The organism is Streptomyces californicus (genome assembly GCF_000717645.1).
Taxonomy (GTDB): Bacteria; Actinomycetota; Actinomycetes; order Streptomycetales; family Streptomycetaceae; genus Streptomyces; species Streptomyces californicus.
Window position 1 is genome coordinate 203,630 of sequence record NZ_JNZZ01000004.1, and the last position, 24,636, is coordinate 228,265.

The 24,636-nt window shown below is 72.4% G+C and carries 22 protein-coding genes; 10 read left to right on the plus strand and 12 right to left on the minus strand.

What is annotated here, in order from left to right:
• Positions 1-280 precede the first annotated feature (280 nt).
• From IF19_RS0107560 to IF19_RS0107570, 3 genes are all read right to left on the minus strand, one after another.
• Positions 281-1,405, minus strand: coding sequence for an LLM class flavin-dependent oxidoreductase (locus IF19_RS0107560; RefSeq protein WP_030115666.1), 1,125 nt, complete (start codon positions 1,403-1,405; stop codon positions 281-283).
• A gap of 131 nt (positions 1,406-1,536) precedes the next feature.
• Complete coding sequence (locus IF19_RS0107565; protein ID WP_030115667.1) at positions 1,537-2,334, minus strand: SDR family NAD(P)-dependent oxidoreductase; 798 nt, start codon at positions 2,332-2,334, stop codon at positions 1,537-1,539.
• Positions 2,335-2,487: 153 nt separating this feature from the next.
• Positions 2,488-3,432, minus strand: coding sequence for an LLM class F420-dependent oxidoreductase (locus tag IF19_RS0107570; RefSeq protein WP_030276229.1), 945 nt, complete (start codon positions 3,430-3,432; stop codon positions 2,488-2,490).
• Positions 3,433-3,653: 221 nt separating this feature from the next.
• Between IF19_RS0107570 and IF19_RS0107575 the strand changes: the two genes are divergently transcribed.
• Positions 3,654-4,040 (plus strand): VOC family protein, encoded by a 387-nt coding sequence (locus IF19_RS0107575; protein WP_030115670.1) that lies wholly within the window; start codon positions 3,654-3,656, stop codon positions 4,038-4,040.
• A 350-nt stretch (positions 4,041-4,390) separates the two neighbouring features.
• On the opposite strand, the gene IF19_RS0107580 is transcribed toward IF19_RS0107575, so the two are convergent.
• From IF19_RS0107580 to IF19_RS0107595, 4 genes are all read right to left on the minus strand, one after another.
• Complete coding sequence (locus IF19_RS0107580) at positions 4,391-4,915, minus strand: DUF6924 domain-containing protein (protein WP_050493716.1); 525 nt, start codon at positions 4,913-4,915, stop codon at positions 4,391-4,393.
• A gap of 146 nt (positions 4,916-5,061) precedes the next feature.
• Positions 5,062-5,598: a CYTH domain-containing protein gene (locus tag IF19_RS0107585; RefSeq protein WP_030115672.1), complete on the minus strand. Its 537-nt coding sequence runs from the start codon at positions 5,596-5,598 to the stop codon at positions 5,062-5,064.
• A 172-nt stretch (positions 5,599-5,770) separates the two neighbouring features.
• Positions 5,771-5,941: a DUF397 domain-containing protein gene (locus IF19_RS0107590; RefSeq protein ID WP_324605202.1), complete on the minus strand. Its 171-nt coding sequence runs from the start codon at positions 5,939-5,941 to the stop codon at positions 5,771-5,773.
• 47 nt (positions 5,942-5,988) lie between these two features.
• Positions 5,989-6,843, minus strand: coding sequence for a helix-turn-helix domain-containing protein (locus IF19_RS0107595; RefSeq protein ID WP_030115674.1), 855 nt, complete (start codon positions 6,841-6,843; stop codon positions 5,989-5,991).
• Between the two features lie 243 nt (positions 6,844-7,086).
• Between IF19_RS0107595 and IF19_RS0107600 the strand changes: the two genes are divergently transcribed.
• From IF19_RS0107600 to IF19_RS0107610, 3 genes are all read left to right on the plus strand, one after another.
• Positions 7,087-7,497 carry an ATP-binding protein gene (locus IF19_RS0107600; RefSeq protein WP_030115675.1) on the plus strand — a complete coding sequence of 137 codons (411 nt, stop codon included), beginning with the start codon at positions 7,087-7,089 and terminating at the stop codon, positions 7,495-7,497.
• A gap of 351 nt (positions 7,498-7,848) precedes the next feature.
• On the plus strand, positions 7,849-8,415 hold the full coding sequence (locus IF19_RS0107605; protein ID WP_050493717.1) for a hypothetical protein: 567 nt from the start codon (positions 7,849-7,851) through the stop codon (positions 8,413-8,415).
• Positions 8,416-9,229: 814 nt separating this feature from the next.
• Positions 9,230-10,696 (plus strand): Cys-Gln thioester bond-forming surface protein, encoded by a 1,467-nt coding sequence (locus tag IF19_RS0107610; protein WP_418952712.1) that lies wholly within the window; start codon positions 9,230-9,232, stop codon positions 10,694-10,696.
• 186 nt (positions 10,697-10,882) lie between these two features.
• On the opposite strand, the gene IF19_RS0107615 is transcribed toward IF19_RS0107610, so the two are convergent.
• Together IF19_RS0107615 and IF19_RS0107620 are read right to left on the minus strand one after the other, a co-directional pair.
• A complete protein-coding gene (locus IF19_RS0107615) occupies positions 10,883-11,800 on the minus strand; it encodes an MOSC domain-containing protein (protein WP_030115678.1) in 918 nt (305 codons plus the stop codon).
• A gap of 160 nt (positions 11,801-11,960) precedes the next feature.
• Positions 11,961-12,794, minus strand: a complete 834-nt coding sequence (locus IF19_RS0107620) for a M23 family metallopeptidase (protein WP_030115679.1) — start codon at positions 12,792-12,794, stop codon at positions 11,961-11,963.
• A 360-nt stretch (positions 12,795-13,154) separates the two neighbouring features.
• On the opposite strand from IF19_RS0107620, the gene IF19_RS0107625 reads away from it, so the two are divergent.
• Positions 13,155-14,645, plus strand: coding sequence for a cytochrome P450 (locus IF19_RS0107625; RefSeq protein WP_063751474.1), 1,491 nt, complete (start codon positions 13,155-13,157; stop codon positions 14,643-14,645).
• Between the two features lie 31 nt (positions 14,646-14,676).
• Here IF19_RS0107625 and IF19_RS1000000138135 read toward each other — a convergent pair whose 3' ends face one another.
• Entirely contained in the window at positions 14,677-16,266 is a 1,590-nt protein-coding gene (locus tag IF19_RS1000000138135) for a glycosyltransferase family 39 protein (RefSeq protein ID WP_030115681.1), read from the minus strand.
• Between the two features lie 251 nt (positions 16,267-16,517).
• Here IF19_RS1000000138135 and IF19_RS0107635 point away from each other — a divergent pair, with 251 nt between their 5' ends.
• Both IF19_RS0107635 and IF19_RS0107640 read left to right on the plus strand, forming a co-directional pair.
• Positions 16,518-16,760, plus strand: a complete 243-nt coding sequence (locus IF19_RS0107635) for a type II toxin-antitoxin system Phd/YefM family antitoxin (RefSeq protein WP_030115682.1) — start codon at positions 16,518-16,520, stop codon at positions 16,758-16,760.
• Positions 16,757-17,203, plus strand: a complete 447-nt coding sequence (locus IF19_RS0107640) for a PIN domain-containing protein (protein WP_030115683.1) — start codon at positions 16,757-16,759, stop codon at positions 17,201-17,203. The genes IF19_RS0107635 and IF19_RS0107640 overlap by 4 nt, the downstream gene beginning before the upstream one ends.
• A 39-nt stretch (positions 17,204-17,242) precedes the next feature.
• Here the strand turns inward: IF19_RS0107640 and IF19_RS0107645 are convergent, their stop codons facing one another.
• Positions 17,243-19,168, minus strand: a complete 1,926-nt coding sequence (locus tag IF19_RS0107645; protein WP_030115684.1) for an AMP-dependent synthetase/ligase — start codon at positions 19,166-19,168, stop codon at positions 17,243-17,245.
• Between the two features lie 220 nt (positions 19,169-19,388).
• Positions 19,389-20,678 carry an acetyl-CoA C-acetyltransferase gene (locus IF19_RS0107650; protein WP_030120796.1) on the minus strand — a complete coding sequence of 430 codons (1,290 nt, stop codon included), beginning with the start codon at positions 20,676-20,678 and terminating at the stop codon, positions 19,389-19,391.
• Positions 20,679-20,778: 100 nt separating this feature from the next.
• Between IF19_RS0107650 and IF19_RS0107655 the strand changes: the two genes are divergently transcribed.
• The 3 genes from IF19_RS0107655 to IF19_RS0107665 all read left to right on the plus strand — a co-directional run bounded on the left by IF19_RS0107655 (position 20,779) and on the right by IF19_RS0107665 (position 24,429).
• On the plus strand, positions 20,779-22,101 hold the full coding sequence (locus IF19_RS0107655) for a 3-oxoacyl-ACP reductase (protein WP_030115686.1): 1,323 nt from the start codon (positions 20,779-20,781) through the stop codon (positions 22,099-22,101).
• 5 nt (positions 22,102-22,106) lie between these two features.
• Positions 22,107-23,006, plus strand: a complete 900-nt coding sequence (locus IF19_RS0107660; RefSeq protein ID WP_030120795.1) for a MaoC/PaaZ C-terminal domain-containing protein — start codon at positions 22,107-22,109, stop codon at positions 23,004-23,006.
• A 235-nt stretch (positions 23,007-23,241) separates the two neighbouring features.
• Positions 23,242-24,429, plus strand: coding sequence for a PP2C family protein-serine/threonine phosphatase (locus IF19_RS0107665; RefSeq protein ID WP_030115689.1), 1,188 nt, complete (start codon positions 23,242-23,244; stop codon positions 24,427-24,429).
• The last annotated feature ends 207 nt before the right edge of the window (positions 24,430-24,636 follow it).

Sequence of the window (24,636 nt, forward strand, 5' to 3'; positions counted from 1 at the left end):
CGGGTCGCGCGGGGCCTTCTCCGGGTGGGACGGCCGGGGTACGCACGCTTCGGCCGCGGTACGTACCCCGGCTCGTCAGGACGACGGTCCGGGAAGCCGCCGCCCGGCTCTGGGCGGAACCAGCCCCCGCGCGGCGGCGGGGCGCGCCCTCTCGGCCCTTACGGCGCTTGAGGGGCGGGGTCCGGGGCAGCGTCCCGAGCGGCTCACCGCCGCCCGGGACCGCGAGGTCGGACGTGCCCTCAGCTCACCACCGCCCGGGACCACGAGGGCCGACGCGCCCTCAGCTCGCAGCCGCCCGGAAACGCGAGGTCCGGTGCACGGGGTCGGTGTCGATCTGCGGGATCACGTGCTCCCCGATCAGCCGGATCGTGTTCATCGTGTCCTCGGGGCTGATCCCGATCGGCAGCCCGAAGCTGAGCTGGTCCGCCCCCGCCCGCTCCCACCGCCGGCACTGCTTCAGCACCTCGTCCGGGTCGCCGCAGATCATCAGCTCCTCGGCGATGAGCAGTTCCACGATCTCCTCGGTGTACTCCGGCAGCAGCTCGGGCCACTCCGGGATGCCTTCCGGCCGGGGGAACGTGTCGTGGTAGCGGAACAGCAGCGACTGGAGGTAGTTCAGCCCGCCGCCCACCGCGATCTCCACGGCTTTGGCGTGCGTCTCGGCGCAGATGGCGGTGGACGTGACCATCACGTTGTCGTTGACGAACGCCCCCACCGGCTCCGCGTTCTCGACCGCGGTCTTGTAGGAGTCGACGACCCACTCCATGTCGGAGACCTTCTGCACGCTGAAACCCAGCACGCCGAGCCCCTTCTTCCCCGCCATGGCGTACGAGGACGGGGACCCGGCCGCGTACCACATGGCCGGGTGCCCGGCCCCGTACGGCTTCGGCAGGATCTTGCGCGGTGGCAGCGACCAGTGCTTGCCCTGGAAGCCGACGTACTCGTCCTGGAGCCACATCTTGGGGAACTCGGCGATCGTCTCCTCCCACAGCTCCTTCGTGTGGTTCATGTCGGTGATGCCCGGCATGAACCCGAGGATCTCGTGGCTGCCGGCCCCGCGCCCGGTGCCGAACTCGAAGCGTCCGCCGGAGAGATGGTCGAGCATGGCGACCTTCTCGGCCACCTTCACCGGGTGGTTGACGGGGGCGAGCGGGTTGAAGATGCCGGAGCCGAGATGGATGCGCTCGGTGGCGTGCGCGAGGTAGCCGAGGTAGACGTCGTTGGCGGAGAGGTGCGAGTACTCCTCCAGGAAGTGATGCTCGGAGGCCCAGGCGTACTTGAAGCCCGACTTGTCCGCCTGGATGACGTACTCGGCCTCCTCGATCAGCGCCTTGTGCTCTGCCTCGGGGTCCACCTGGGCGCGCGCGGCGGGCACGTACCCCTGAACAAAGAGCCCGAATTCCACGGAGGTTCACCGTCCTCAAGTCTTCCTGACGACCGATCTGACGGCCCGTCAGATTGTGATGCGACCGACTGTTCCACCGGTGCGGTGAGGCGTCAATAGCTGATGCCGCGTCAGGTCGCAGACCGGGCAGCTCAGAAGGGGCTGACCCCCGCCAGCCACCCCCCGTCCACGACGAACGGCTGCCCGGTGACGTACGAGGAGTCCGGCCCGGTCAGGAACAGCACCAGGGCGGCGACCTCCTCGGGCCGTCCGATCCGGCCCATGGGCACGAGCTTGCGGTAGTACGCGTCCAGCGCGGCGCTCGACGCCGTCAGGTCGGCGTCCGGGTCCAGCAGGGCGGGGTTGCTCATCGCGGTGTCGACGGCCCCGGGGCAGACGGCGTTGACCCGGACGCCCTTCCGGGCCAGCTCCATGGCGGCGACCTTGGTGAGGCCCAGCACGGCGTGCTTGGTCGCGGCGTACGCGCCGATCAGCGGCATGCCGGTGAGCCCGGTGTACGAGGAGGTGTTGACGATCGTCCCGCCGCCCGCGGCCACGATCTCGGGGGCGATGGCACGCATCCCGAGGAACGTGCCGGTCAGATTGACCCGGACCACCTGCTCGAACTCCGCGAGCGGGGTGTTCAGCAGCTCGTTGAAGCGGAGGATGCCCGCGTTGTTGACGAGCCCGTCGATCTTCCCGAAGGCGCCCTTGGCGGCGGCCACGGCGGCGGCCCAGTCCGGCTCACTGCCCACGTCGAGCCGGACGGCCAGAGCGGTGTCCGCGCCCAGCTTCTCGTTCAACTCCTGCGCCAGCGCCGTCGCCTGGTCGTCCAGCACGTCGGCGACGACGACCCGCGCCCCTTCCCCCGCGAGGAGCCGCGCCTCCTGCTCGCCCTGCCCGCGCGCCGCCCCGGTGACGAGGACGACCCGCCCGTCCAGCTTGCCCATGTCCTTCTCCTTCACTGGTCGAGAGGTACGGGCCCCGCGCCCGTCGCGGGCGGGGCCATCGGGGGCCGGGGCCGTCGGGACCCGCGCCCGCCACAGGCCGGGGCCACCGGAGCCCGCGCCCCATCGGGACCCGCGCCCATCGGGACCGGGGCCTCACGCATCGAGCCGCGGGGCCACGTCCGCGTCGAACGCGGCCATCTGGTCGATGAGTTCGCCGACGCTCCGGCTCCGGAAGCGCACCTGGATCTGGTGGACGCCCATCGCCGCGTACGCGCGCAGCGACTCCGCGAGCACCGCCGGCTTTCCGGTGAGGGTGCGCCGCCCCACGGGCCACCCGGGCTCACCGACGTACAGCGGTTCGGTGATCGCGCCAATGACGATCGGCTCCGCCACGCCCGCCCGCTCCCGCAGGGCGCGCACCCGGGCGATCAGCGCCGGAAGCCGGTCCCGGGGGTCGCCCTGCGGCAGCCACCCGTCCCCCCGGACGGCGGCGCGGCGCGTGGCGGCGGGCGAGGAGCCGCCCACCCAGATCGGGACCCGCTCCTGGGCCGGCCGGGGGCGCTGCCCGAGCCCGCTGAAGGAGAACCGCTCCCCCGCGAACTCCGGGTACTCGTCCGGCCCGAGCGCGGCCCGCAGCGCGTCGACGGTCTCGTCCAGCACCCCGCCGCGTCCGTCGAAGTCGGCCCCGACCGCCTCGAACTCCTCCCGTACGTGCCCGGCCCCGACGCCGAGGATCAGCCGTCCGCCGCTGAGGTGGTCGAGGGTGGCGTACTGCTTGGCGGTGATCAGCGGGTGGCGCAGGCCGACGACGGCGACATGGCTCATGAGCCGCACGCGCTCGGTCACCCCGGCGAGGTAGGAGAGCGTGGCGACGGGGTCGTACCAGGTCGTGGACATGCCCTCGGCGAGCCGCCGGGGGATGGCGACGTGGTCGCAGCCGGCGAGGTAGGCGAAACCGCCGCGATCGGCGGCGCGCGCGACGCGGACGAGGTCGGCGGGGGTCGCCGCCGCCTCCCAGGGTTCCGCGTAGATGGCGCTCTGCGACTGGACCGGCAGCTGCATCCCGTACGACAGCGGCCCGTCGGGCGATATCGGCACGGCGGCCTCCTTCCCCTCCGGCCCCGGGCGGCGGCCCGCCCCGGGCGACGGCCGCCATCGTCATACCTGACGGCCCATCAGACAAGGGGCGTCACCGGACGGACGTATACGGGGGGCGGGGACCGATGAGTTTCGCGGCCGGCGACGGTCACCAGGAGGAGCCGGAAAACACGGCCCGGCCCGACGGCTGGCCCGTACGACAGCGGAACGAGGAACCACCGATGACCGATTCCACCGAGAACACCACCGGCATCACGGGGCTCGGGGTGATCCTGGGCAGCACGGACTCCGCCGCCCTGATCGCCTGGTACCGCGCCGCGCTGGAGCCCCTGGGCGCCCGCTGGGCGGAACACCTGCTGGTGATCGGCCCCGGGGCGATCATCGGCTTCGACGAGCGCGACGACGTCGCGGACCGGGCGGCCGAGCCCGGCCGTCAGATGATCAACCTGACCGTGCGGGACATCCGGGCAGCCGAACGGCACCTCGACAGCCTCGGGGTGACCTGGGTACGCCCGGTCGAGGAGGTCGGCGGGGGCTGGTTCTTCTCGACGCTCCTGGACCCGGCGGGCAACTACCTCCAGATCCTCCAGGGCCCCGAATCGCCCTGAAAGCGTGGGCGTTGGGCCTACGAACCTGGGGGCCGGAAAGACCATGACATCGACGACGTTCCGTATCGGCGGAGATCTGACACGCTCCCCGGAGCGGCGGGCACGGCTGGGGCCGGCCGGGGAGACGCGATGACGTCATCGCACGGGCATGCCGAGCAGGACGGGCCGGGCACGAGGGCCGCCCTCGAAGGACTCGAAGGAAGCGACGAGGCCGCCCAGCTCGGCGCTCGCATGGAGTCCCTGCGAGCCCTGCAGGAGATCGTCCGGGACGGCGGCCTCGACACGGACATCCTCCTCGACAAGCGCCGCTACCGGCGCATCCGGTCGATCGGAAAGCGGGACCGGCCGCCTCAGCCCCTGGACCCGGTGGGGGCCGAGGCGGCCGTCGCGTCCCGTACGACCCCGTCCGGATCGGCTGCCGCGTCCTCCACGAACTCCGCGAAGTCCACGTTGGCGAGCTGCGTGTTCCCGTGGACCATGTGGACGGCGTCCGGCACGACGCGCACCTCGCGCGGAGGCGGGGAGTCGATGAGCTCCTGGTAGTAGACCGGGTCTAGGTCCTGGTCGTCGTCCGCGCCGAGGTCGAGCGCGAGCAGGGGACGCAGCGGCGAGCGCATGGTGACGTCGTCGGCGAGGAACACCACACTCAGCTCCTCGTCCCGCGCCGCCGCGGCAAGCGCCAGATCACCCGGGACGCCCTCCCACCGCCGGTCCTCCACGAGGTGCACGGCCGACTCCCCGCCCCCCTCCCCATCGACGGCCCGCGCCAGCGCGGCGACGACCTCGCGCCACGCGGCGTCATCGGTGAAGTCGGTCCGGATCACGAGCGGCGCCCACGCGTCGTCCCGGACCACCCTCGGTAGCTCTTCCCTCATATGCTCCCCGCCCCTCGATCGGCCCCGCTCCCACCGCACGGACCCTCTCATGCCCCACGGACGACGAGCTGCGCGCCTGCGTCGCGCAGGACCGGGGCCGGACGGGTGACGTCGTGGCCGGGTCCTGCGGAGGCCACAAGCTCAGGCTAGGGAAATCGCAGATCGGAGATGCTCTCCAGGTCGATCCCGTACCTGGCGTAGACCTTGACGGTGTTCTCGGTCGTCAGCTCCGACACGGCGATGGACAGCCGATCCGCAGCGCGCTGGACGTCCTCCACGCAGTCACCCTCGATCTCCAGGTACGGAGGGATGAGCGGCCACGAGTCGATCTCCAGCCGCACGCCGTGCAGCGTCCAGGAGTCGCGGTGGTTCTCCTGATACGAGCGGGGCGGTACGCCCATGCGTCCGAGCAGGGCGTGCGTGGTCTCGAAGTCCCCGACGACGGTCTCGGTCTCGCTGGTGCCGTCGATCGCGTCGGAGGCGATCTCCTTGACGCAGAGGGTCGTCAGTGATCCGTCGTCGCGAAGCCGCACCCACCGCCCCTCCATCGGCGGCACGGTGTCGTAGACGTACCGGCGCATCAGCCGTCCGCCTCGGTGCTCACCGCCGGCCGAGGCGATCAGGGCCGCCATGGCGGCGGGGTCGACGTCCAGGTACTTCGCTTCACATTCGACGACCGGCACGGTTCTCCCCTTGGTCACATGAAGCAGCGCGCGTCTCGTCAGCCTCGTTGGCTCAAGCGCGCCGCACCCACCCGCGCCGGTTCCGTCGCCATCTGGCTCCTGATGCGTACGTGCTCGTTACCGCAGCGCGTAATCGGCTCATCCGCTCACGAACGGCGTGCAGCGGACGTCCTCAGAGCGAGCCGTCCTGTACGGCGGTGACGAAGGCCCGCCACTGGTCGCGGCCGAAGGTGTGCGCCCCGAGAGCGCGGTCCTTGCTGTCGCCGACAGCGACGAGGCCGTCGACGGTCGGCTGGGTTTCGATGCACGACCCGCCGTTGTCGCCACTGTAGGACGACTTCACCCAGGCACCGTCAGGCAGGCCGTATCGCGCCATCTGCTGTCTCCGCCTTACGCTCTCTTCGCGAACTCTTCTTGCACTGAAGAGACTAGCTCCATCGACTGTTTGGTCGTGAGCGATGCCGTCCGCAACTGGTAGCGCTCCACGGATTCGTCTTCCTCCAGGTAGAGCGCACCGTCGAGGTACTCCAGGTTGACGACATCGAGATCCATCGGGTCGGGATAGCTGTAGATGTTGAAGGCCCCATCCGCGCCCGCGTGCCAGCCCTCAGCGAAGGGCACCACCTGGATGGTGAGCTTCGGAGGATTGCTGATCTCCAGGATCTTGCCGAGCTGGGCCGCCATGACAGCGGGGCCGCCGATCTCCCGGTGGAGCACCGCTTCATCGAGGAGACAGACGAACTGCGGCGGATTCTCACGCGTGAAGATCTCCTGCCGACTCCTGCGTACGTCGATGTAGGAAGCGATCTGCTCCTCGGTAGCGTTCTTGCCTGCGGAGCGAATCACCTGTGTGGCGTACTCGACCGTCTGCAACAACCCCGGCACGAGCATCGGCTGGAAGGACAAAATCCGCGCGGTGTCGGCTTCGATCGACAGCCTCTCCTGGAAGTTCGACGAGAGTATGTCGCTGTACTGCGCCCACCAGCCCTTCCGCCGCCCCTCCCGGGCCAGGGTGATCAGCGCCGTGCGGAGACGGTCGTCCGACACTCCGTACAGCTCCAGCAAGGCTTCGATCTCCAGCTTCGAGACGCCTTGGCGGCCGTTCTCCTGGCGGGAGATCTTGGGCTTGTCGCCGCCGATGCGCTCGGCGGCATCCTCCATCCTGACGCCGGCCTTCTCCCGGAGACGTTTCAGCTCGGCGCCGACGCGTCGGCGCCGCACCGTTGGGCGCGGATGACTTGCCATGCGGTGACCCTCCCCTGATGCGAGTGACTCAGTGTTACCCACTCTCGACCAAGTTTCGCAACTCCCACAATCTGCACGAGTGTTCACCCACACGAGCGTATCTACAATTTTGCAGCAGAAATAGTTGCGGGTAGCGCTCGCGGCAGTCCACTCTGTTGCCCAACACGCAGGGCGGCGCACCGATCACAGGGCGTGCTCCTGCGAGCCGAACTCCTTTCCCGCGCAATGGAGGAAGCCGTGCCCATGGCCCCCGAGTCCGCCCCGCCCGACTACCAGCAGGAACTGGTCGCCCGCCCCGAGACGCTCGCCATCATGCGGCGCATCGTCAGCGCGCACCTCGACCTCTGGGAGCTGCGGGAACTCAGTGACGCCGCCACGCTCTGCGCCCACGAGCTGCTCACCAACGTCATGCGGCACACCGGCTCGCCGCGCTGCACGATCACGCTCCGCCGCAGGCCCGACGGCGTACGGGTCACCGTCAGCGACTCCGACACCGCGCCGCCCGAGCGGCGCGACCCCGTGTGGGAGGAGGAGAGCGGGCGCGGCGTCCTCCTCATCGCGGCGCTCGCGGCGCGGTGCGGGACCGTGATGCGGCGGGACGGCAAGGACGTCTGGGCCGACATCCTCACCACGCCGCCCGCGTACGCGGCGTGAACCGCAGGCTGCCGCGCGCCTATTGGTGTCACGCGGACACCCCCGGCAAAGCGGCGGGACCGCCCCCGGGCGGTCTGCTCACCACCGCGCCCGCGCACGCCGTCGCCTGGATGCGCGCATCCGTGCGAGGGCTGACGCCGGGCCTCCGCCGTGACGCCCGACGCCGAGCCCGGCTCTGGCTCGATGACCGTCGCACCGCCGAGGCCGCCGTCCGCTCCCTGCGGCGGGGCCGGGGATACGCGTACGAGCTGCCCGTCCACGAGGGGATCTGGCGCTGGACCGCGTACCCGGTCTCCGTCCTCCCCTCTTACCGCCCGTCTGCCCGCCCATCTCCCCGCACAGGAGCCCCGCATGAACGCCCCGGACGCCCTCGCGCCCACCGCCGCCGACCGACCCGCGCACGCGGCTTCGCCCGCGCCCGCCTCCGACGAACTGCGTGCGGCGTTCAGCGAGGCGGGGCTGCACGCGCCGGTCACCGGGGGCGCGGCCGACGGCGACGTGTGCATCGGCCCTCTCGCCCCGGCCGACGCCCGCCAGCTCGCCCGGCTGATCCGCACCGGGACCAAGCGCACCCTCAAGACCGCCCGCGCGCTACGGGAGATCTGCGCGGGGCACCGGATCGAACTCCCGGGTCTCCGCGTGCGCCAGGGCCGCATCACCCTCGGGCCCGTCCGCGTCGAGGACGCGGCTCGCCTGGCCCGGGTCCTCGGTGCGGTGCCGCCGCCCGCCGCCCGGCCCGCCCCGCCCGCCGGGACCGACGCCGCCTTCGTGGGAGCCCTGCTCGGCCGCGTCTTCCCGGAGGCCACCGGCGGCGGCGCCCTCTCCGTATCCGTACGGGAAGAAGCCCCCGGGCTCCTCGACCTCGGGGCCATCGACGCCAGGACGGCGCGCCGACTGGTCCGCGCGCTCCGGTTCTGAGCAGCCGGACCGGTTGCGGAAGACCGCGCCCCGGCGTGTCGGTCGCCCGACGACAACCGCGTCCGGGCGTGCAGGCCAGCCGCAGCCCGTACGGCCCAGGAGTGTCGGCCCCGCAACGACCGCCTCCTGGGGGTAACCGAGGCGCCCGCCCCGGGGGCGCCACGTCGACCACCTCGCTCGACGGCATACGCCCCTCGACCTTTTCGCGTGAATCCGAAATGGCGAAAGGTTGTACTCCAGGGACTCCCGACCGAGACCCGGTCACCCACCGGAAACAGAGAGGCACGCACTGCCGCGAAGGGGCGGTTTCGTGTTGATCGTCAAAAGCCGCCGGGCCACTCCGGACTTGCCTCGCGCGTTTATCGAGTCCCTTGAAGGACCCGTCGGTTAAGTCAGTCCTAGGTCCGTCCTCACCGGTCCGACCGGCCGGCCGCGCCACCGCCAGGCCCTGCCCAAGGACCGCGCGCTCACCGGACCCCCGGTCCGCAGACTGCGGGGCCCACCGTCAGAACCGGCTGTGACCTGGTGAATTGGCACAACGACACCGCACACACCCGGAAGGTCCCGCGACTGGGACGACCGTCGGCCGGAGCTCTCCCGCATGCCGTGGCGAGCCGACGCGCCGGTCCACGGAGGTAACGATTCCGATTCGGAAGACTTAAATCGAGCCCCGGGGGAACATCTGTCCCCACCCTCTCCATAGGATCTCCCCGTGCTCACAGGGCACTTGGCACTGACTTTCGCGACTCTCCCACGTATCTCGTGTGGCGCATCTGACGCGCCTCGAGGATGAGCCGCTCCGGAGGGGACTTCTGTGTTTGCAACGCGCTCAGCATCCACCGCGACCGGGCGGGGCACCGCCGGTCGCCGGATAGCCACAACGGCGGCCACGGTCGGCGTGCTGGCCCTCGGCTCCCTCGCCGGGGCCGGTACCGCCGCTGCCGATGGTGACGACGTCCACCACCAGGGCGGCGCGGTCGCCACCCTGGACGGACTGAAGACGTACGACTCCGCCACCATCTTCAACAGCAACGGCAAGAGCTCCGTCTCCGCCGGCCTGTTCGAGATGAGCGTCGAGGGCGGCGGCAAGCTGCAGTCGTACTGCATCGACATCCACAACCCGACCCAGCGCAAGGCGAAGTACCTGGAGACCCCCTGGGGCCAGACCTCGCTCGGCAAAAACGACGACGCCGGCAAGATCCTCTGGATTCTCCGGAACTCCTACCCGCAGGTCAGCGACGTGAACGCGCTCGCCCAGAAGGCGGGTGCCTCGAAGCTGACGGACAAGACGGCCGCCGCCGGTACGCAGGTCGCCATCTGGCGCTTCTCCGACAAGGCGAAGGTCGAGGCGAACGACCCGCAGGCCGAGAAGCTCGCGGACTGGCTCGAAGCACAGGCTCAGAACCTCCAGGAGCCGAAGACCTCCCTGACGCTGGGCCCGAACTCGGTCTCCGGTAAGTCGGGCGACAAGATCGGCCCGGTGACGGTGAACACCGACGCCAACTCGGTCTCCGTCGCCCCCGGCGCCGACGCCACCGCTGCCGGTGTCAAGGTGACCGACAAGAACGGCCAGCCCGTGACGTCGGCCGCCAACGGCACCGAGCTGTACTTCGACGTGCCCGCGGGCGCCGAGGACGGCCAGGCTTCCGTCACGGCCAAGGCGTCCACGCAGGTTCCGGTCGGCCGCGCCTTCGCCAGCCCGACCAAGAGCCAGACCCAGATCCTGGCCGGCTCCACCGAGACCTCGGTGACCGCGGCGGCGACCGCGAACTGGGCCAAGAAGGGTGCCATCCCCTCGGCCACCGCGGAGAAGAACTGCGTCAAGGGCGGCGTCGACGTCAAGGTCAGCAACGCGGGCGACTCCCCCTTCGAGTTCGAGCTCGCCGGTGACAAGCACACCGTCGCCGGTGGCGAGAGCACGACCGTGACCGTGCCGGTCGGCGAGGACGAGAAGTACGACATCACCGTCTCCGGCCCCAACGGCTTCTCGGAGCGCTTCGAGGGCGTCCTGGACTGCGAGACCCAGGGCACCCCGGCCCCGGGCACGAGCGGTGGCGGCGGCGAGACCCCGTCCACCAGCCCGAGCCCCAGCGAGTCCGCTGACACGACCGGTGGCACGACCGGCGACACCACGGGCGGCACCACCGGCGGTGGCGACGACCTCGCGGCGACCGGTGGCTCCAGCGCCACGCCCATGATCGCGGGTGTCGCGGCGGCCCTCGTCGTCGCGGGTGGCGCGGCGGTGTTCTTCCTGCGCAAGAAGAAGACGGTCGGCCAGTAACACCAGCTCAGCCAGTACGTTGAAGGGCCCGGCACGCGCCATGCGTGCCGGGCCCTTCGCCGTCCGGGCCCCGGTCCCAGAGCTCGGGGCTTCGGGTCTCCGGGCCACGCCGAAGGGCCGAAGCGCGTCGCCGTGGATCCGCCGGGGACAGCCCCCGGCGTCACACCTGCGCGCCACATCTCCGCGTCACATCTCCGTGACGCCCCACTCCGCCACGGCCACCTCGTCGCCCACCGACAGCGTGCCCGGGCGCGTCACGGAGAACTTCACGCCGAACACCACACTGCCGGACGAGGCCCGCCGGTAGGTCGCGAGCGTCCGGAGCGGCTCCGCGCCGCCCCGGGCCCCGGCTTCCTGGTCGACCAGGGTGACCGCGCAGCGCCCGGCGAGCTTCGTGTAGCCGAGTTCGGCCGAGCCGACGGTCGCGCGGCGGATCCGATCCTCGGCGTGCGGCTCCGCCGCCCAGTCCTCCGCTGCGTTCTCCGCCCCGTCCTCCCCGGGAGTGCTGTCGACGACGATGTTGGGGCGGAAGCGGTCCAACGGCAGGAGCTCGGAGCCCTGTTCCGTCAGCCGCGTCCCCAGGAGGGCGAACGAGGCGCGGGTGAACAGATGGACCGCGCTGCTGTCGGCGTATCCGGAGGTGCCGGGGGTCATGCCGTCGGTCTTGCGGTCGTGCTCCGGCGGTACGCGGACCAAGCGGCTCGGGACGCCGAGGAAGTCCGAGAGCCAGGCGGCGGCCTCGTCGCCCTGGTCGATGCCCTGATACGCCGTGCCGAACAGGTCCACGTCCCGCCGGGGCGCGGTGGTGGTGACCGCGACGCGCACCTCGCCGTACGCCTCTCCGCGCGCCCCGGCCTGTGCCTCCCCGGACGGTCCGGCGGCGGTGGCGGGGGCGAGCGTGAGCGTACGGCCGTCGGCGCTGACGGTGGGCCGGATCAGGGCGAGACGGGGGTCGCGGCGCTGGCTGCGGTAGACCCCGTCGACGCCGACGACCATGAAGGCGCGGTCGTGCGCGAGGCCGGCCGGGGTCAGCTCCGCGCTGCTCAGCGACGTTCCCGCGCATCCCTTGACCGGGTAGGTGATCAGTTCGGCGACCGTGGCCATGCGGCTTCTCCCTCGCGACGTTCCGCCCGCGGATCTGCTGCCGTCGGGCCCGTACGCACACAGGGTGCCAGGCCGGGGCGGGCCGCGCGGTCGCGCCCCGGCGGCCTCAGCAGCCCCGACGGACCCGGCAGCCCCGACGGCCTCAGCAGCCGCTGTGGCCTCAGCAGTTCGGGATCACCGCCCCGTTGTTGTCGCGGGCCTCGTCGTTGCCCCAGCGGGAGAGGTAGTACGCCGAGACGTACGCGTTGCGGCCGTTCTTGCCCGCGTACACCGTGTCCAGGTCGGTGCGCAGCCACCAGTGGTTGAACTGGCTCGCCGTGCCGACCCGCGCGCCCCACACCTTGCAGTAGACGTAGTTCGTACCGGCGTTGAGGACGCCCTGCGCGTCCGCCGTGTTGGCGGCGGCGTAACCGGTGGCGTTGGCGAACGTGTCGACCCAGTACTTTCCGACCCCACCGCCACCGCAACCGTTGTCGCTGGTCAGGTACTTGCTGTGGTACGAGCCCGGATAGGGCGCGAGCGAACGGCCGTTGATCACGATCGTCTGGCCGACGCCGTTGTAGAGCTGCTCGTAGTGGATGTGCGCGCCGGAGCTGTTGCCGGTCGATCCCGTGGTGCCGATCCGCTGACCCTGGGCGACCTGGGCCCCGTTGGCGACGGAGAACGCGGCGAGGTGGAAGTAGTACGTCTTCCAGCCACCGCCGTGCTCGATCGCGATGTAGTTGCCCGCGCCGCTCGGCTGGGAGTAGCGGTACGCGGTCCCGGCGGCCGAAGCGAGGACCGGGGAGCCGGCGGTGCCGCCGCCGTCGGTGCGGACGAAGTCGAGGGCCTGTCTGACCTCGGCGGAGTGATGGCTGTAGGTCCACTGCTGGCCGCAGGCGTACGGAGCTTTGAAGTTCGGCGCGGCGACCGCCGGGCTCGCGGTGGCGGCGGTGGTGAGCAGCCCTCCGAGGAGCGCGAGGAGGGCCAGGAGGCAGGTGCGGGGTGAGCGCATGGGAATCCTTCGGGGTCGAAGCAGGACCGTGGTGGGAGTGGTGCTGGAGACGAAGTGCCCGTGGATCTACGCGTGTTGAGCGGCCACCAGAATGCCGTACCGGCGGCCCGCGCGACAGACCGCCGATGCGCGGCGCAGCCGGCGGGCCCCGCCCCGCTACGGGCCAAAATCGCTCCGGGCTCGTGCGGGGCGCGTACGGACCCCTTGAACCCAAGCCGGCCCGGGGCCCGGAGTGTCCTTTGCGGCCGCACCTCGTTCGCATACGCGGCCCGATGTCGGAGCCGACGCCCGCGTCGGCCGCGTCCGATGCGCCGGGGCCAGCCCCGCGACAGGAGTCGAGAGCCGAGGAGGCCGCAGAACGTGTCCGAGAAGAAAGGTTCCGGGACGTCCCGGACCGCGCGGCGGGAGTCGGGGATCGCGTACTCCCGCTCCCTGCGCTTCTGGCTCGATCCGGCGAACGTCGCGGTGCGGCTCCAGCAGGCGGGGCCCGTCCTCAGGACGCGGACCGGGCCGGCGGTCGCCTTCCAGATGAACGACCCCGCACTCCTCCGGAAGGTCGGCAGCTCCGAGGACGTCTTCCAGTTCTGGGGCACGGACCCGTGCCTGGAGGACGTCGCCGGGCGGGGGATCACCGGGGCCGAGGGCCGGGCCCACCGGGAGCGGCGGGCGGTGATGCGTCCGGCGCTGGCCGCTCCCCGCCTCAAGGGCCTGGGCACGTCCGTGTGGTCCCGGACCCGGCACCTGGTCGACGGCATCCCGTCCGACCGCCCCGTCGACGTACGGTACGAGATGGGGCGGCTCGCGGCCGGGCTCGTCGTGGAGACCGTGCTGAACAGCACGCTGTCCCCGGAGACCCTGTCCGGGCTCGCCCGGTCCCGCTCCGCGGTGTCGGCCGGGATGATCTGGAAGTACACCCTGTCGCCGTGGCCGTGGCTGCCCGCGCCGCGCCAGCGCGCCTTCCGCCGGGCGACCGCGCTGCTCGACCGGGCATCCCGCGAGGTGTACGACAACCACCGGCCGGACCCGGACGGCGGCGACGTCGTCTCCCTGCTCAAGCGTGCCTCCGGCGACGACCGGCGGGCGGTGGAGCACGATCTGTACGCGTTGCTGCTCGCGGGCATCGAGACCACCACGGGGACGCTCGCCTGGGCCTGCTACGAGCTGGGCCGCCACCCCGAACACCAGGACGCGCTGCGGACGGAGGCCGACGCCGCGTTCGGCGCGGCCCCCTCGTCCGAGGGCGTCCGGGCCGAACTGCTGCCCCGCGCGGCCGGGTTCATCACGGAGGTCACGCGCGTCCACGGCATCCCGTTCCTGGTCCGCCGCACGCGGGACGCCACCTGCCTGGGCGGGCAGAGCCTGCCCGCCCGCGCGGTGGTGACGCTGCCGCTCGGGGCGCTGCGCCGCGATCCGGCCCGCTACGCCCGGCCGGACGACTTCGATCCGCTGCGCTGGTCGCCCGACGCGCAGCCGCCGCTCTCCCCCGGCCCGGTGCTCGCCTACGGGCTGGGTCCCCGCTACTGCCCCGGCGCGGCGGCGGCCGACATCATGGGGCCCGTCGCGCTGGCGGGGCTCGTGCACGCGCGAACTTTCCGCATGGCCCGGCCGGGGAGGAAGGTCCGCGTCAGCCTGGAGTTGACCCCCACGCCGAAGGGCCTGTCCATGGTCGTCGCGCCCCGAACGCCGCGCACCGAGGGGGCTGTGCCTCCGCAGGGCCCCGGCCCTGCCGCTGATTCCGGGGCGGGTCCGGGGCCCGGCCCGCAGACGGGCCCCGGCGTGGGCTCCTGTCCGGTGTCCGGGTCGGGGTCCGCCTCTGCCCCTGCCCCTGCCTCCGACTCCGACGAACGCTGAGCGGTGAGCGGTGAGCGACGCCGGTCCTTGCTCATCCCCCGCCCGCCGGGGCGAGGCGCTCGTAGACGGCCACGCGCCGCCCGCGTATTCGCTCGTCGGAGACCAGGGTGAAGTGGGTGGCCAGCACCTCCGCCTTGGTGCGGTCCCGACGCCCCCGCGTCGGCCTCGCGACCCCGGTGGCGTCCGTGACCAGCAGTATCCGCCGCTGGGCGAGCATCGCGGCCCGGACCCGGGCGGGGCTCGCCTCCACGCCCTTGAGGGTTCCGGACTCCTCGGGGGTCTCGGCGAGGGCTATGTCGCGGGTGCCGGTGAAGGCGTCGGGCGTGACCAGCCAGGTGTCCCGCCGCGCCGCCGGGATGAACAGCACCCCGTCGCCGTCGTGCTTCAGCTGCCGCGTCCGCTCGGCCGCCGCGAGGACGTCGTCGACCCTGCTCACGGGGGACCGCTTGGCCAGCGACTGCGGCAGCAGCGCGACCAGGGCGACGGCCACCAGGACCGGCAGAACACAGCGGGCGGCGGGCCGGGAACGCCGTGCGACCTCGTCCACGGCCCGGCCGATGAGCGCGCCGATCAGCAGGGCCAGGCCGAGCAGGCTGAACAGGATGTAGCGGTCCACGAAGAGCGGCTTCACGAGGGAGAGCCCGATCAGACCGAGCTGCGGTACGGCCAGGAGGGGCAGCCCGACCGCGGCCACGGAGGGCGAACCCGTCACCGGTCCCGGCCGTCCCGCCCGGTCCGCAAGGTCCGTCCGGTCCGCTCGCCCGGTTCGGTCCGTCCGGTCCGCCGCCCCCGTACGTTCCGCCGCCCCCATTCCCGTACCCGGCGCCGTCCCCGTCCCCGTCCGCCGGCCCAGCAGGCCGCCCAGGCCGCCGATCGCCAGGAGGATCGCCGGGCCGATCATCATGTGCCAGGTCAGCGGCGGCACCCAGGACACCTGGCCGGACTGGTCCAGGCTGAACAGGGCGAGCGGCAGCACACCGGCGGTGGCGGCCCCGGCGGCCACCGCCCACCGGACACGGACACCGCGCGGGGCACGCGACCACAGCAGGGTGATCAGGTGCGCGGGCAGGATCAGCAGCGCCAGCCAGTTCAGCCAGCCGCAGACGAGGACGGCGCAGGCGTAGGCCGCCCAGGTCCGTTTCCGGGCCCGCCCGCGCAGCGCGTTCACCAGCAGCAAGGTCGAGACCGCGGACCCGGCCGCGACCAGGGCGTAGGGGCGGCCCTCCTGGAGGTAGAACTGCACGGCCGGAAGCAGCCCGAGGGCCAGCCCGGCTCCGAGCCCGACGTACGCGCCCGCCAGCCGGTGGCCGATCAGCGCCACGCAGGCGGCCGCCGCCGCTACGGCCAGGACGGAGGGCAGACGGAGGACGGTGGTGGACGGCCCGAACCCGGCGAAGAGGCCGTGCATGCAGAGGTAGTAGAGGCTGTGCACGACGTCGACGTGCTCCAGCATCCGCACGATGTCCCCGGTGGACCGCCGGGCGACCTGCCAGGTCGCGGCCTCGTCCCGCCAGACGCTGTTCTGCCGCGAGAGCCCCCACAGGCCGAGGACCACGGTCCACACGGCGGGTATGAGCCCCACGAGGAGCGTTCTGCGAAGTACACGGGGATCGCATGTCATGAACGGTGGCTCTGACCTCTGGCTGGGAGTTCCGGCACGCACGGTGACGCGGGGCTTCAGGAATTCAGGAGTACGGGGGCGCGGGGAAGGGCGGCTCCGCGCGCGTGACGCGCGGAGCCGCACAGAACGACGAAGGATACGGAACGCACCGGAACACACGGACGGCTGGTACCGAACCACCGGGCTCTCCGGGAGCAGATCCGCAGGACTGTCGAGCTGACACCGCAAGGCGGCGTAGTACCGTGTACTACATGGAGACCACGGCCCGCGAATTCAACCAAAAATCCTCACAGATCCTCGCAGCGGCGGCGCGGGGCGAAACCATCACCGTCACGAAGAACGGCACCCCCGTAGCACGTGTCGTCCCCATCACCGACAATGACGTTCCCCCTCACCCCACGGACCCGATGGGCGCCATAGACCTCCCCGACCTCGCCCTGCCCGACCTCACGGACGAGGACATCGAGGATGCGCTCAAGGGGATGGGGTCGTGAGTCTGATCGCCATTGCCGACACCAACGCCCTCTACCGGCTTCTCGACCCACGGCTTACCGGGCACGAAGGGCACAAGAAGGCGCTGTCGACGATCAGCCACTTGATCGTCTCTCCATTGGTCCTTGCCGAGCTGGACTATCTGATCTCCACCAGGGCGGGCTCCGACAAGGCTCTTACGGTCGCGCGCTTCATCGAGCGCAACGCCGCCACTCGTCGGTTCGAAATCCCCTCCGTCGGAGCGCACCTGAGTGCGGCAATCGCGGTCGCGGAAGGGTACACCGATGCCGACGGCGGCAAGGGCATCGGACTGACGGACGCGATGAACGTCGCCCTGGCCGCCGCGTACCGCACCGAGGTCCTCTTCACCTCGGACCGCCACTTCCGTATGGTCCGCCCCCTGACCGGCCACAAGGCATTCCGGTTGCTTCCAGAGGACCTGTGACGGCGGCGCTCGCAGCCCCGCCCCCGACCCGCCCCCCGCTCACTTCCGGTACAGCTCCTCGATCTCCGTGGCGAAGTCCCGGGCGATCGCCTCCCGCTTCAGTTTCAGCGACGGGGTCAGGTGGCCCTTCTCCTCGGTGAAGTCCACCGGCAGGACCGTGAACTTGCGGATCGACTCCGCGCGGGAGACCAGGCGGTTCGCCTCGTCCACCGCCTTCTGGAGCGAGGTGCGCAGGTCCTCGTCGTGGATCAGGTCCCGCAGCGGGACGTCCTGCTTCTTGGTCATCTGGCGCCAGTGCTGGAGGCCGTCCGGCTCCAGGGTGATCAGGGCGGTGATGAACGAGCGGTTGTCGCCGACCACCATGCACTGGCTGACCAGCGGGTGGGCGCGCAGCCAGTCCTCCAGCGGGGCCGGGGTGACGTTCTTGCCGCCCGACGTGATGATGATGTCCTTCTTGCGGCCGGTGATCGTCAGATAGCCGTCCTCGTCGAGCGTGCCCAGGTCGCCCGTGGGGAACCAGTCGTCCGCCAGCAGGGCGGGGACCACCTCGGCCCGCTCGCCGTCCCAGTAGCCCCGGAACACCTGGCCGCCCTTGAGCAGCACCTCGCCGTCCTCCGCGATGCGCACCGAGGTCCCGGGCAGCGGCCACCCCACCGTGCCCAGGCGGGGCTTGAGCGGCGGGGTCACCGTGTGGGCGGCCGTCGTCTCGGTGAGGCCGTACCCCTCGAAGATGCCGATGCCAGCGCCCTCGTAGAACGCGGCGAGCCGGCGGCCCAGCGGGGAGCCGCCGCAGATCACGTACCGGACCTTGCCGCCCAGTGCCGCCCGGATACGCCGGTAGACCAGCGGGTCGTACAGGGCGCGGGCGGCGCGCAGGCCGAGCCCGGGGCCGGGGCCCGTGCCGTGTTCGGCGGCCTCGACCGCCTTGCCGTACCGCTGCGCGATGCGGGCCGCGCGGTCGAACGAGGAGGCCCGGCCCATCTTCTCCGCCGTGGCCCGGCCCGTGTTGTAGACCTTCTCCAGCACGTACGGGATGGCGAGGAGGAACGTCGGGCGGAAGCCCGCCAGGTCGGCCAGCAGGTCCTCCGTCTGGATAGACGGGGCGTGGCCGAGGCGGACTCTCGCCCGCATGCAGCCGATCGCCACCATGCGGCCGAAGACGTGCGAGAGGGGGAGGAAGAGGAGCGTGGAGGCCGGGTCCTTGGAGACGGACTTGAAGACCGGGTGGAGGAGTTCGATGGCGTTGTCGACCTCGGCGAAGAAGTTGCCGTGGGTCAGGACGCACCCCTTCGGGCGGCCGGTGGTGCCCGAGGTGTAGATCAGGGTGGCGGGGGTGTCCGGTTCGAGCGCGGCCCGGCGGGCGGTCACCGCCTCGTCGGGGATGTCCTTGCCGAGGGATTTCAGGTGGCCGACCGCCCCCGTGTCGAACTGCCACAGGTGCGCGAGGTCGCCGAGTTGCTTGCGCTCCTGGCTGATGAGGCGGCCCTGTTCCTTCGTCTCCACCGCGCAGGCCACCGCGCCGGAGTTCTGGAGGATCCAGCGGGCCTGGAAGGCGGACGAGGTGGGGTAGATGGGGACGGTCACCAGCCCGGCCGCCCAGGCGGCGAAGTCCAGCAGCGTCCACTCGTACGTCGTCCGGGCCATGATCGCGATCCGGTCCCCGGCCCGCAGCCCCTCCGCCATCAGCCCCTTCGCCACGGCCTGGACCTCGGCGGCGAAGTCGGCGGCGCTCACGTCGTGCCAGGCGCCCTCGGCGTCCTTGCGGCTGAGGACCGGGTCCGCCGGGGCCTCCCGGGCGTTGTCGAACGGGATCTCGGCGAGCGAGCCGCGCCGCACGGCCGGGGCGAACCTCGGTACGGAGACCTCCTCGACGCGGCCGTCCGGGCCGCGCTTCTTCGTCGGTTCGACCAGGACGGGCCCGGGGGGCGTCGTGGTGGTGGCGGGGGCGGAAGGTGGCGTTGACACGTGCGGCTCCTCGTTCTGGGGGGTCGGGCGGGTCGGTGCGCCGGGTCGTCCGTCCGGCAGGTACTGCGGGCAGAGCGGGTACGGCTCGCTACGGGCAGGGCGGGTACGGCTCGCACGGAGCCGTACGGCCCCCGCAGCTATCACAGCTGTCGCAGCCATCACGGCTCCCACAGCCGTCACAGCTCCCACGGCCGTACGGCTGCGGCAGCCGAAGCTGCTCCTACGGCCGTTCCAGGATCGCCGTCACCCCCTGCCCGCCGGCCGCGCAGATCGAGATGAGGCCGCGGCCCGGCCCCTCCCGTTCCGCCAGGAGCTTGGCCAGCGTCGCGACGATCCGGGCGCCCGTCGCGGCGAAGGGGTGGCCGGTGGCCAGGGAGGACCCGGCGACGTTCAGGCGGGCGCGGTCCACCCGGGCCAGGCCCTGCTTCTCCCAGGCGGCGAGGGTGGCCAGCACCTGGGAGGCGAACGCCTCGTGGATCTCCACCAGGTCGAAGTCCTCGATGCCCAGCCCGGCCCGCTCCAGCAGCCGCGGCACCGCGTACGCGGGGGCCATGAGCAGGCCGTCCTCGCCGTCCACGTAGTCCACCGCGCCGGTCTCGTACAGGGAGAGGTACGCCAGCGGTTCGAGGCCGCGCGCCTCCGCCCACTCCTCGCTCGCCAGCAGGACCGTCGCCGCGCCGTCCGTCAGCGGGGTCGAATTGCCCGCCGTCATCGTCGCGTTCGGGCCGTCCGTGCCGAACACCGGTTTCAGCGTGGCGAGTTTCTCGACCGTCGAGCCGGGGCGCAGGTTCTGGTCGCGGCCCAGGCCCCGGTACGGGACCACCAGGTCGTCCAGGAAGCCCCGTTCGTACGCGGCGGCCAGGCGCTGGTGGCTCGTGGCGGCCAGCAGGTCCTGGTCCTCACGGGTGACCGCCCAGCGGCGGGCGGTGACGGCGGCGTGGTCGCCCATCGACAGGCCGGTGCGGGGTTCGGCGTTGCGCGGGATGTCCGGGACGAGGTGGCGGGGGCGTACGGCGGAAAGGGCCTTGAGGCGGGCTCCGGCGGACTTCGCGCGGCGGGCGGCGAGCAGGATGCGGCGCAGTTCGTCGTTGACGCCGAGCGGGGCGTCGCTCGTGGTGTCGGAGCCGCCCGCGATCGCCGAGTCGACGGAGCCGAGGGCGATGGTGTTCGCGGCGGCGACGACCGCCTGGAGACCGGTGCCGCACGCCTGTTGTATGTCGTACGCCGGGGTACGAGGATCGAGGGCGGAGCCGAGGACGGTCTCGCGCGCCAGGTTGAAATCGCGGCTGTGCTTGAGGACCGCGCCCGCGACGAACGCCCCGACCCGGTCGCCGGCCAGTCCGTACCGCTCCACCAGGCCGTTCAGCGCGGCCGTCAGCAGGTCCTGGTTGGAGGCGGTCGCGTACGGGCCGTCGGACCGGGCGAACGGGACGCGGCTGCCGCCGAGCACCGCGACGCGGCGCACCCGCGGCACGGGGAGCGGAACGAACGGGCGCGTCATCGTGACCATCTCGTCTCGGTCGGTCCGGGATTGTTCATCTCGACCATCTCCTGACTCTTGAGTAACCTTACTCAACGGTAAATCTACGACCGAGCAGGGAGTCAGGACAATGGCCGATCGCTATCTGCACCTCACCGGCACAGCACCCGGCCGCTTCCTCACCCGCCGCCTCGGCCTGCCGCAGCCCGCCCCGCTGCGCCGCTGGTCCCTCGAAACCCCGCGCCTGGAGGGGCCGTTGCTGCATCTGACCGCCGGGGATTCGGCGATCGGGGGTGAGCTGGCCAAGGTGCTGGCGGCCACCGGCCTCGCCGTGGAGCAGCGGTCCGAGCGCCCGGCCGCGATCGTGCTGGACGCCACCGGGGTCACCTCCGCCCGGGGCCTCGCCCAGGTGCACGCGGCTCTGCACCCGGTCGTACGGTCGCAGGCTCCCGGTGGCCGGATCGTCGTCATCGGCACGCCCCCGTCCTCCGAGGACCACCACCAGGCCGCTGCCCAGCAGGCGTTGGAGGGCTTCGTCCGGTCGCTGGGGAAGGAGATCGGGCGCGGCTCCACCGTCCAGCTGGTCCGGCTCCCGGCCGGGGCCGCGCCGGTGGCCGCCGAGTCCACCCTCCGCTTCCTGCTCTCACCCCGGTCCGCCTACGTCAGCGGCCAGGTGATCGAGCTGACCGACGCCGCGCCGGACCCGGCGGCCGACCCGGACGCCCCGCTCACCGGCCGCACCGCCCTGGTCACCGGGGCGGCGCGGGGCATCGGCGCGTCCGTCGCCTCGGTACTGGCCCGCGACGGGGCCCGGGTGATCGTGCTGGACGTGCCCCAGGCAGGGGACGACCTGGCGCGCACCGCCGACCGGCTCGGGGCCACCGCGCTGCCGCTGGACATCACCGCGCCCGACGCCGCCGCCCGCATCGCCGCCGGCGCGCCGGACGGGCTCGACGTCCTCGTCCACAACGCGGGGATCACCCGCGACCGCCGACTCGCCAACATGCCGGCCGAACGGTGGGCGCAGGTCATCGAGGTCAACCTCGACAGCGTGCTCCGCACCACCGACGAACTCCTGGCCTCGGGCGCGGTGAACCGGGGCGGGCGGATCGTCGCCACGGCCTCCATCGCGGGCATCGCGGGCAACAACGGCCAGACCAACTACGCGGCCAGCAAGGCCGGGATCATCGGCCTGGTCCGCTCGCTCGGCCCGCGCGCCGCCGCCGAGCACGGGGTCACGGTCAACGCGGTGGCCCCCGGGTTCATCGAGACGAAGATGACGGCGGCCGTGCCGCTCTTCATCCGGGAGGCGGGCCGCCGGATGAACTCCCTGTCCCAGGGCGGGCTCCCGGTGGACGTCGCCGAGACCGTCGCCTGGTTCGCGCAGCCCGGCTCCGCCGCCGTCAACGGCCAGGTGCTGCGCGTCTGCGGCCAGAGCCTGCTGGGGGCGTGAGACCGATGACCTCGCTCAGCGCCTCGCTCGTGCGCGGGGCCCTCCTCTCGCCGTTCAAGCGCGCCGGCCGCCCGGACGCCGCGCTGCCCCCGGACCGCCCGACCCGCCCGGCCACACCCGTCGCGCCGGGGCCCCTCGCCGCGTACGGGAGGATCTGCGGGTTCACGGAGTCCGGCGCGCTGCCGCTCACGTATCCGCATGTGCTGGCCTTCCCGGACACCATGCGGCTGATGACCGGCCGGGCCTTCCCGCTGCCGGTGCTCGGGCTCGTCCACACCTGGATCGAGATCGCCCCGCACCGGCCCGTCGAGCCGACGGAACCGCTCGAACTGACGGTTTACGCACAGGAGTTGAACCCGCACCGCCGGGGCACCGAGGTCACCATGACGACCGAGGCGCGGGTGGCCGGGGAGCTGGTGTGGGAGTCCCGCAGCGGCTATCTGTCCCGGCACGCGCCCCGCCGCCCGGAGCCGGACCCCGCGAGCACGCCGTCGGCCGCGGAGGCGGGCGCGAACCTGCCGACGGCGACCGCGAGCACGGCAGGTCGCCCGGCCGCCGCGTCCCCCGAGCATCTGCCCGCCCGCGCCGAGTGGTCGCTGCCCGGCGATCTCGGGCGGCGTTACGGGGCCGTCTCCGGGGACCGCAACCCGATCCACCTGTACCCGCTCACCGCCCGGCTCTTCGGCTTCCCCCGGGCCATCGCGCACGGCATGTGGACGGCCGCCCGCTGCCTGGCCGAGACCCGGGACCCGGCCGCCGTCCGTACCGTACGGATCGACTTCCGGGCCCCCGTCCTGCTGCCCGCCACCGTGACGTACGCGGCCGACGCCGCCGGCGACGCCTTCGCGCTGCGCGGCCCCGGGGACCGCGTCCACCTGGTGGGGGCGGTGACCCGGAAGGGGTAAGGGGCCATCCCCTGGGCCTGTATCCCGAACCTGCCTCCCGGGCCGCCTCCGTGCCGCCTTCGGGCCGCTCCCGGGCGCGTGCGGGGCGGGCGGCCCCGCCCGTCCGGCGGTGGGCGCTTCCAGGGGCCGGACCGCGCGCATGTGACACTCCCGTGTGGGCGCCTTCGCCCGCTCCGGCCGGCCGTCGACGCTGCCGCCCGGTGGTCGCACGCCCGAGAAAGCAGGTCCGGTACCGGTGGAGAGACCCAGCGCGGTCGAGCGCGCACTGCGTGAGGCCGCACCCCACGAGATCTTCGACGTGGTCCGCTCGCTGATCGAGCGCCGCCACCGCGCCCGCACGGTGGACCTGCTGCTCGTCGACTACGCGATGACCCGGCTGCAGCCCGTCGGCGTCCTCCCGCACACCCGTCCCCCGGTGCCGGTCCACGACAGCGCGCCCGGCCGCGCCTTCGGCGCGCAGGCCGCGCACTGCGTTCGGGACCGCTCGGCGGACACCGTGACGGCCCACCTCCCCGTCAGCGTCCGGGGCGACCGGCTGGGCGTCCTCAGCGTCACCCTGGCGGCGGACGAGGACGGCGGCCCGGCGGCCGACGTCCTGGCGGACCTCCAGGAGTGTGCCGACGCCCTGGCCCACGAGGTGGTCGTCGCCGAGCGCGACACCGACCTCTTCCTCCAGGCGCGGCGGGCGGAGCGGCTGACCCTGGCCGCCGAGATGCAGTGGCAGCTCCTGCCCGGCCGCTCCTGCGCGCGGCCGGAGTACAGCCTCGGCGCCCAGCTGGAGCCCGCCTACGCCATCTTCGGCGACAGCTTCGACTGGTCGGCCTCGGCCGACGACCTGTACGTGACGGTCAGCAACGGCATGGGCGAGGGCATCGACGCCGCCCTGCTGACGAACCTCTGCGTCAACGCGCTGCGCAACGCCCGCCGCGCCGGCCTGAGCCTGAGCGACCAGGCGTACCTGGCCGACCAGGCGGTGTACGGGCAGCACCGGGGGGAGCAGCACCTGTCGACCCTGCTCTTCCGCTTCCACCTGCCGACCGGGGAGGTGGAGGTCATCGACGCGGGTTCGCCCCGGGTGTGGCGGGTGCGCGCGGGAGCGGTGGAGCAGATCGCGTTCGACGCGCAGATGCCGCTCGGCATGTTCGAGGACACCGACTACGTCTCCCAGCGCTTCCGGGTCGAGCCCGGCGACCGGCTGCTGTTCGTCAGCGACGGCGTGTACGACGCGCTGTCCCCGGCCGGTGAGAAGTACAGCCTCCGGGCGCTGGCCGCCTCGATCAACAGCACCCGGCTGCTGCCCGCGCCGCAGGTGCCGCGGGTGATGCTCCAGGAGCTGCTGGGGCACCGGGGTTCCGGTCCGGCGGCCGACGACTCGCTCGTGATGTGCCTGGACTGGCACGGTCGTGAGGCCCCGAGCCCCTAGGGACGCGAGGAGACGCGGGGAACCCCGTCCGGTGGTGAATCGCGCCGGGCGGTGGACCGCGCCGGGCTGAATCGCGCCGGGCCGGGCATGTGGTCATGGGGTGAAGACTCCGCGACCTTCTGTACGGGTGTCGCGTACGGAACGGGGCCCGGGTTGTCACAGGGGGACGACGTGAGGGATGGTTGCCTCAAGGCAATCGTCTAGTTG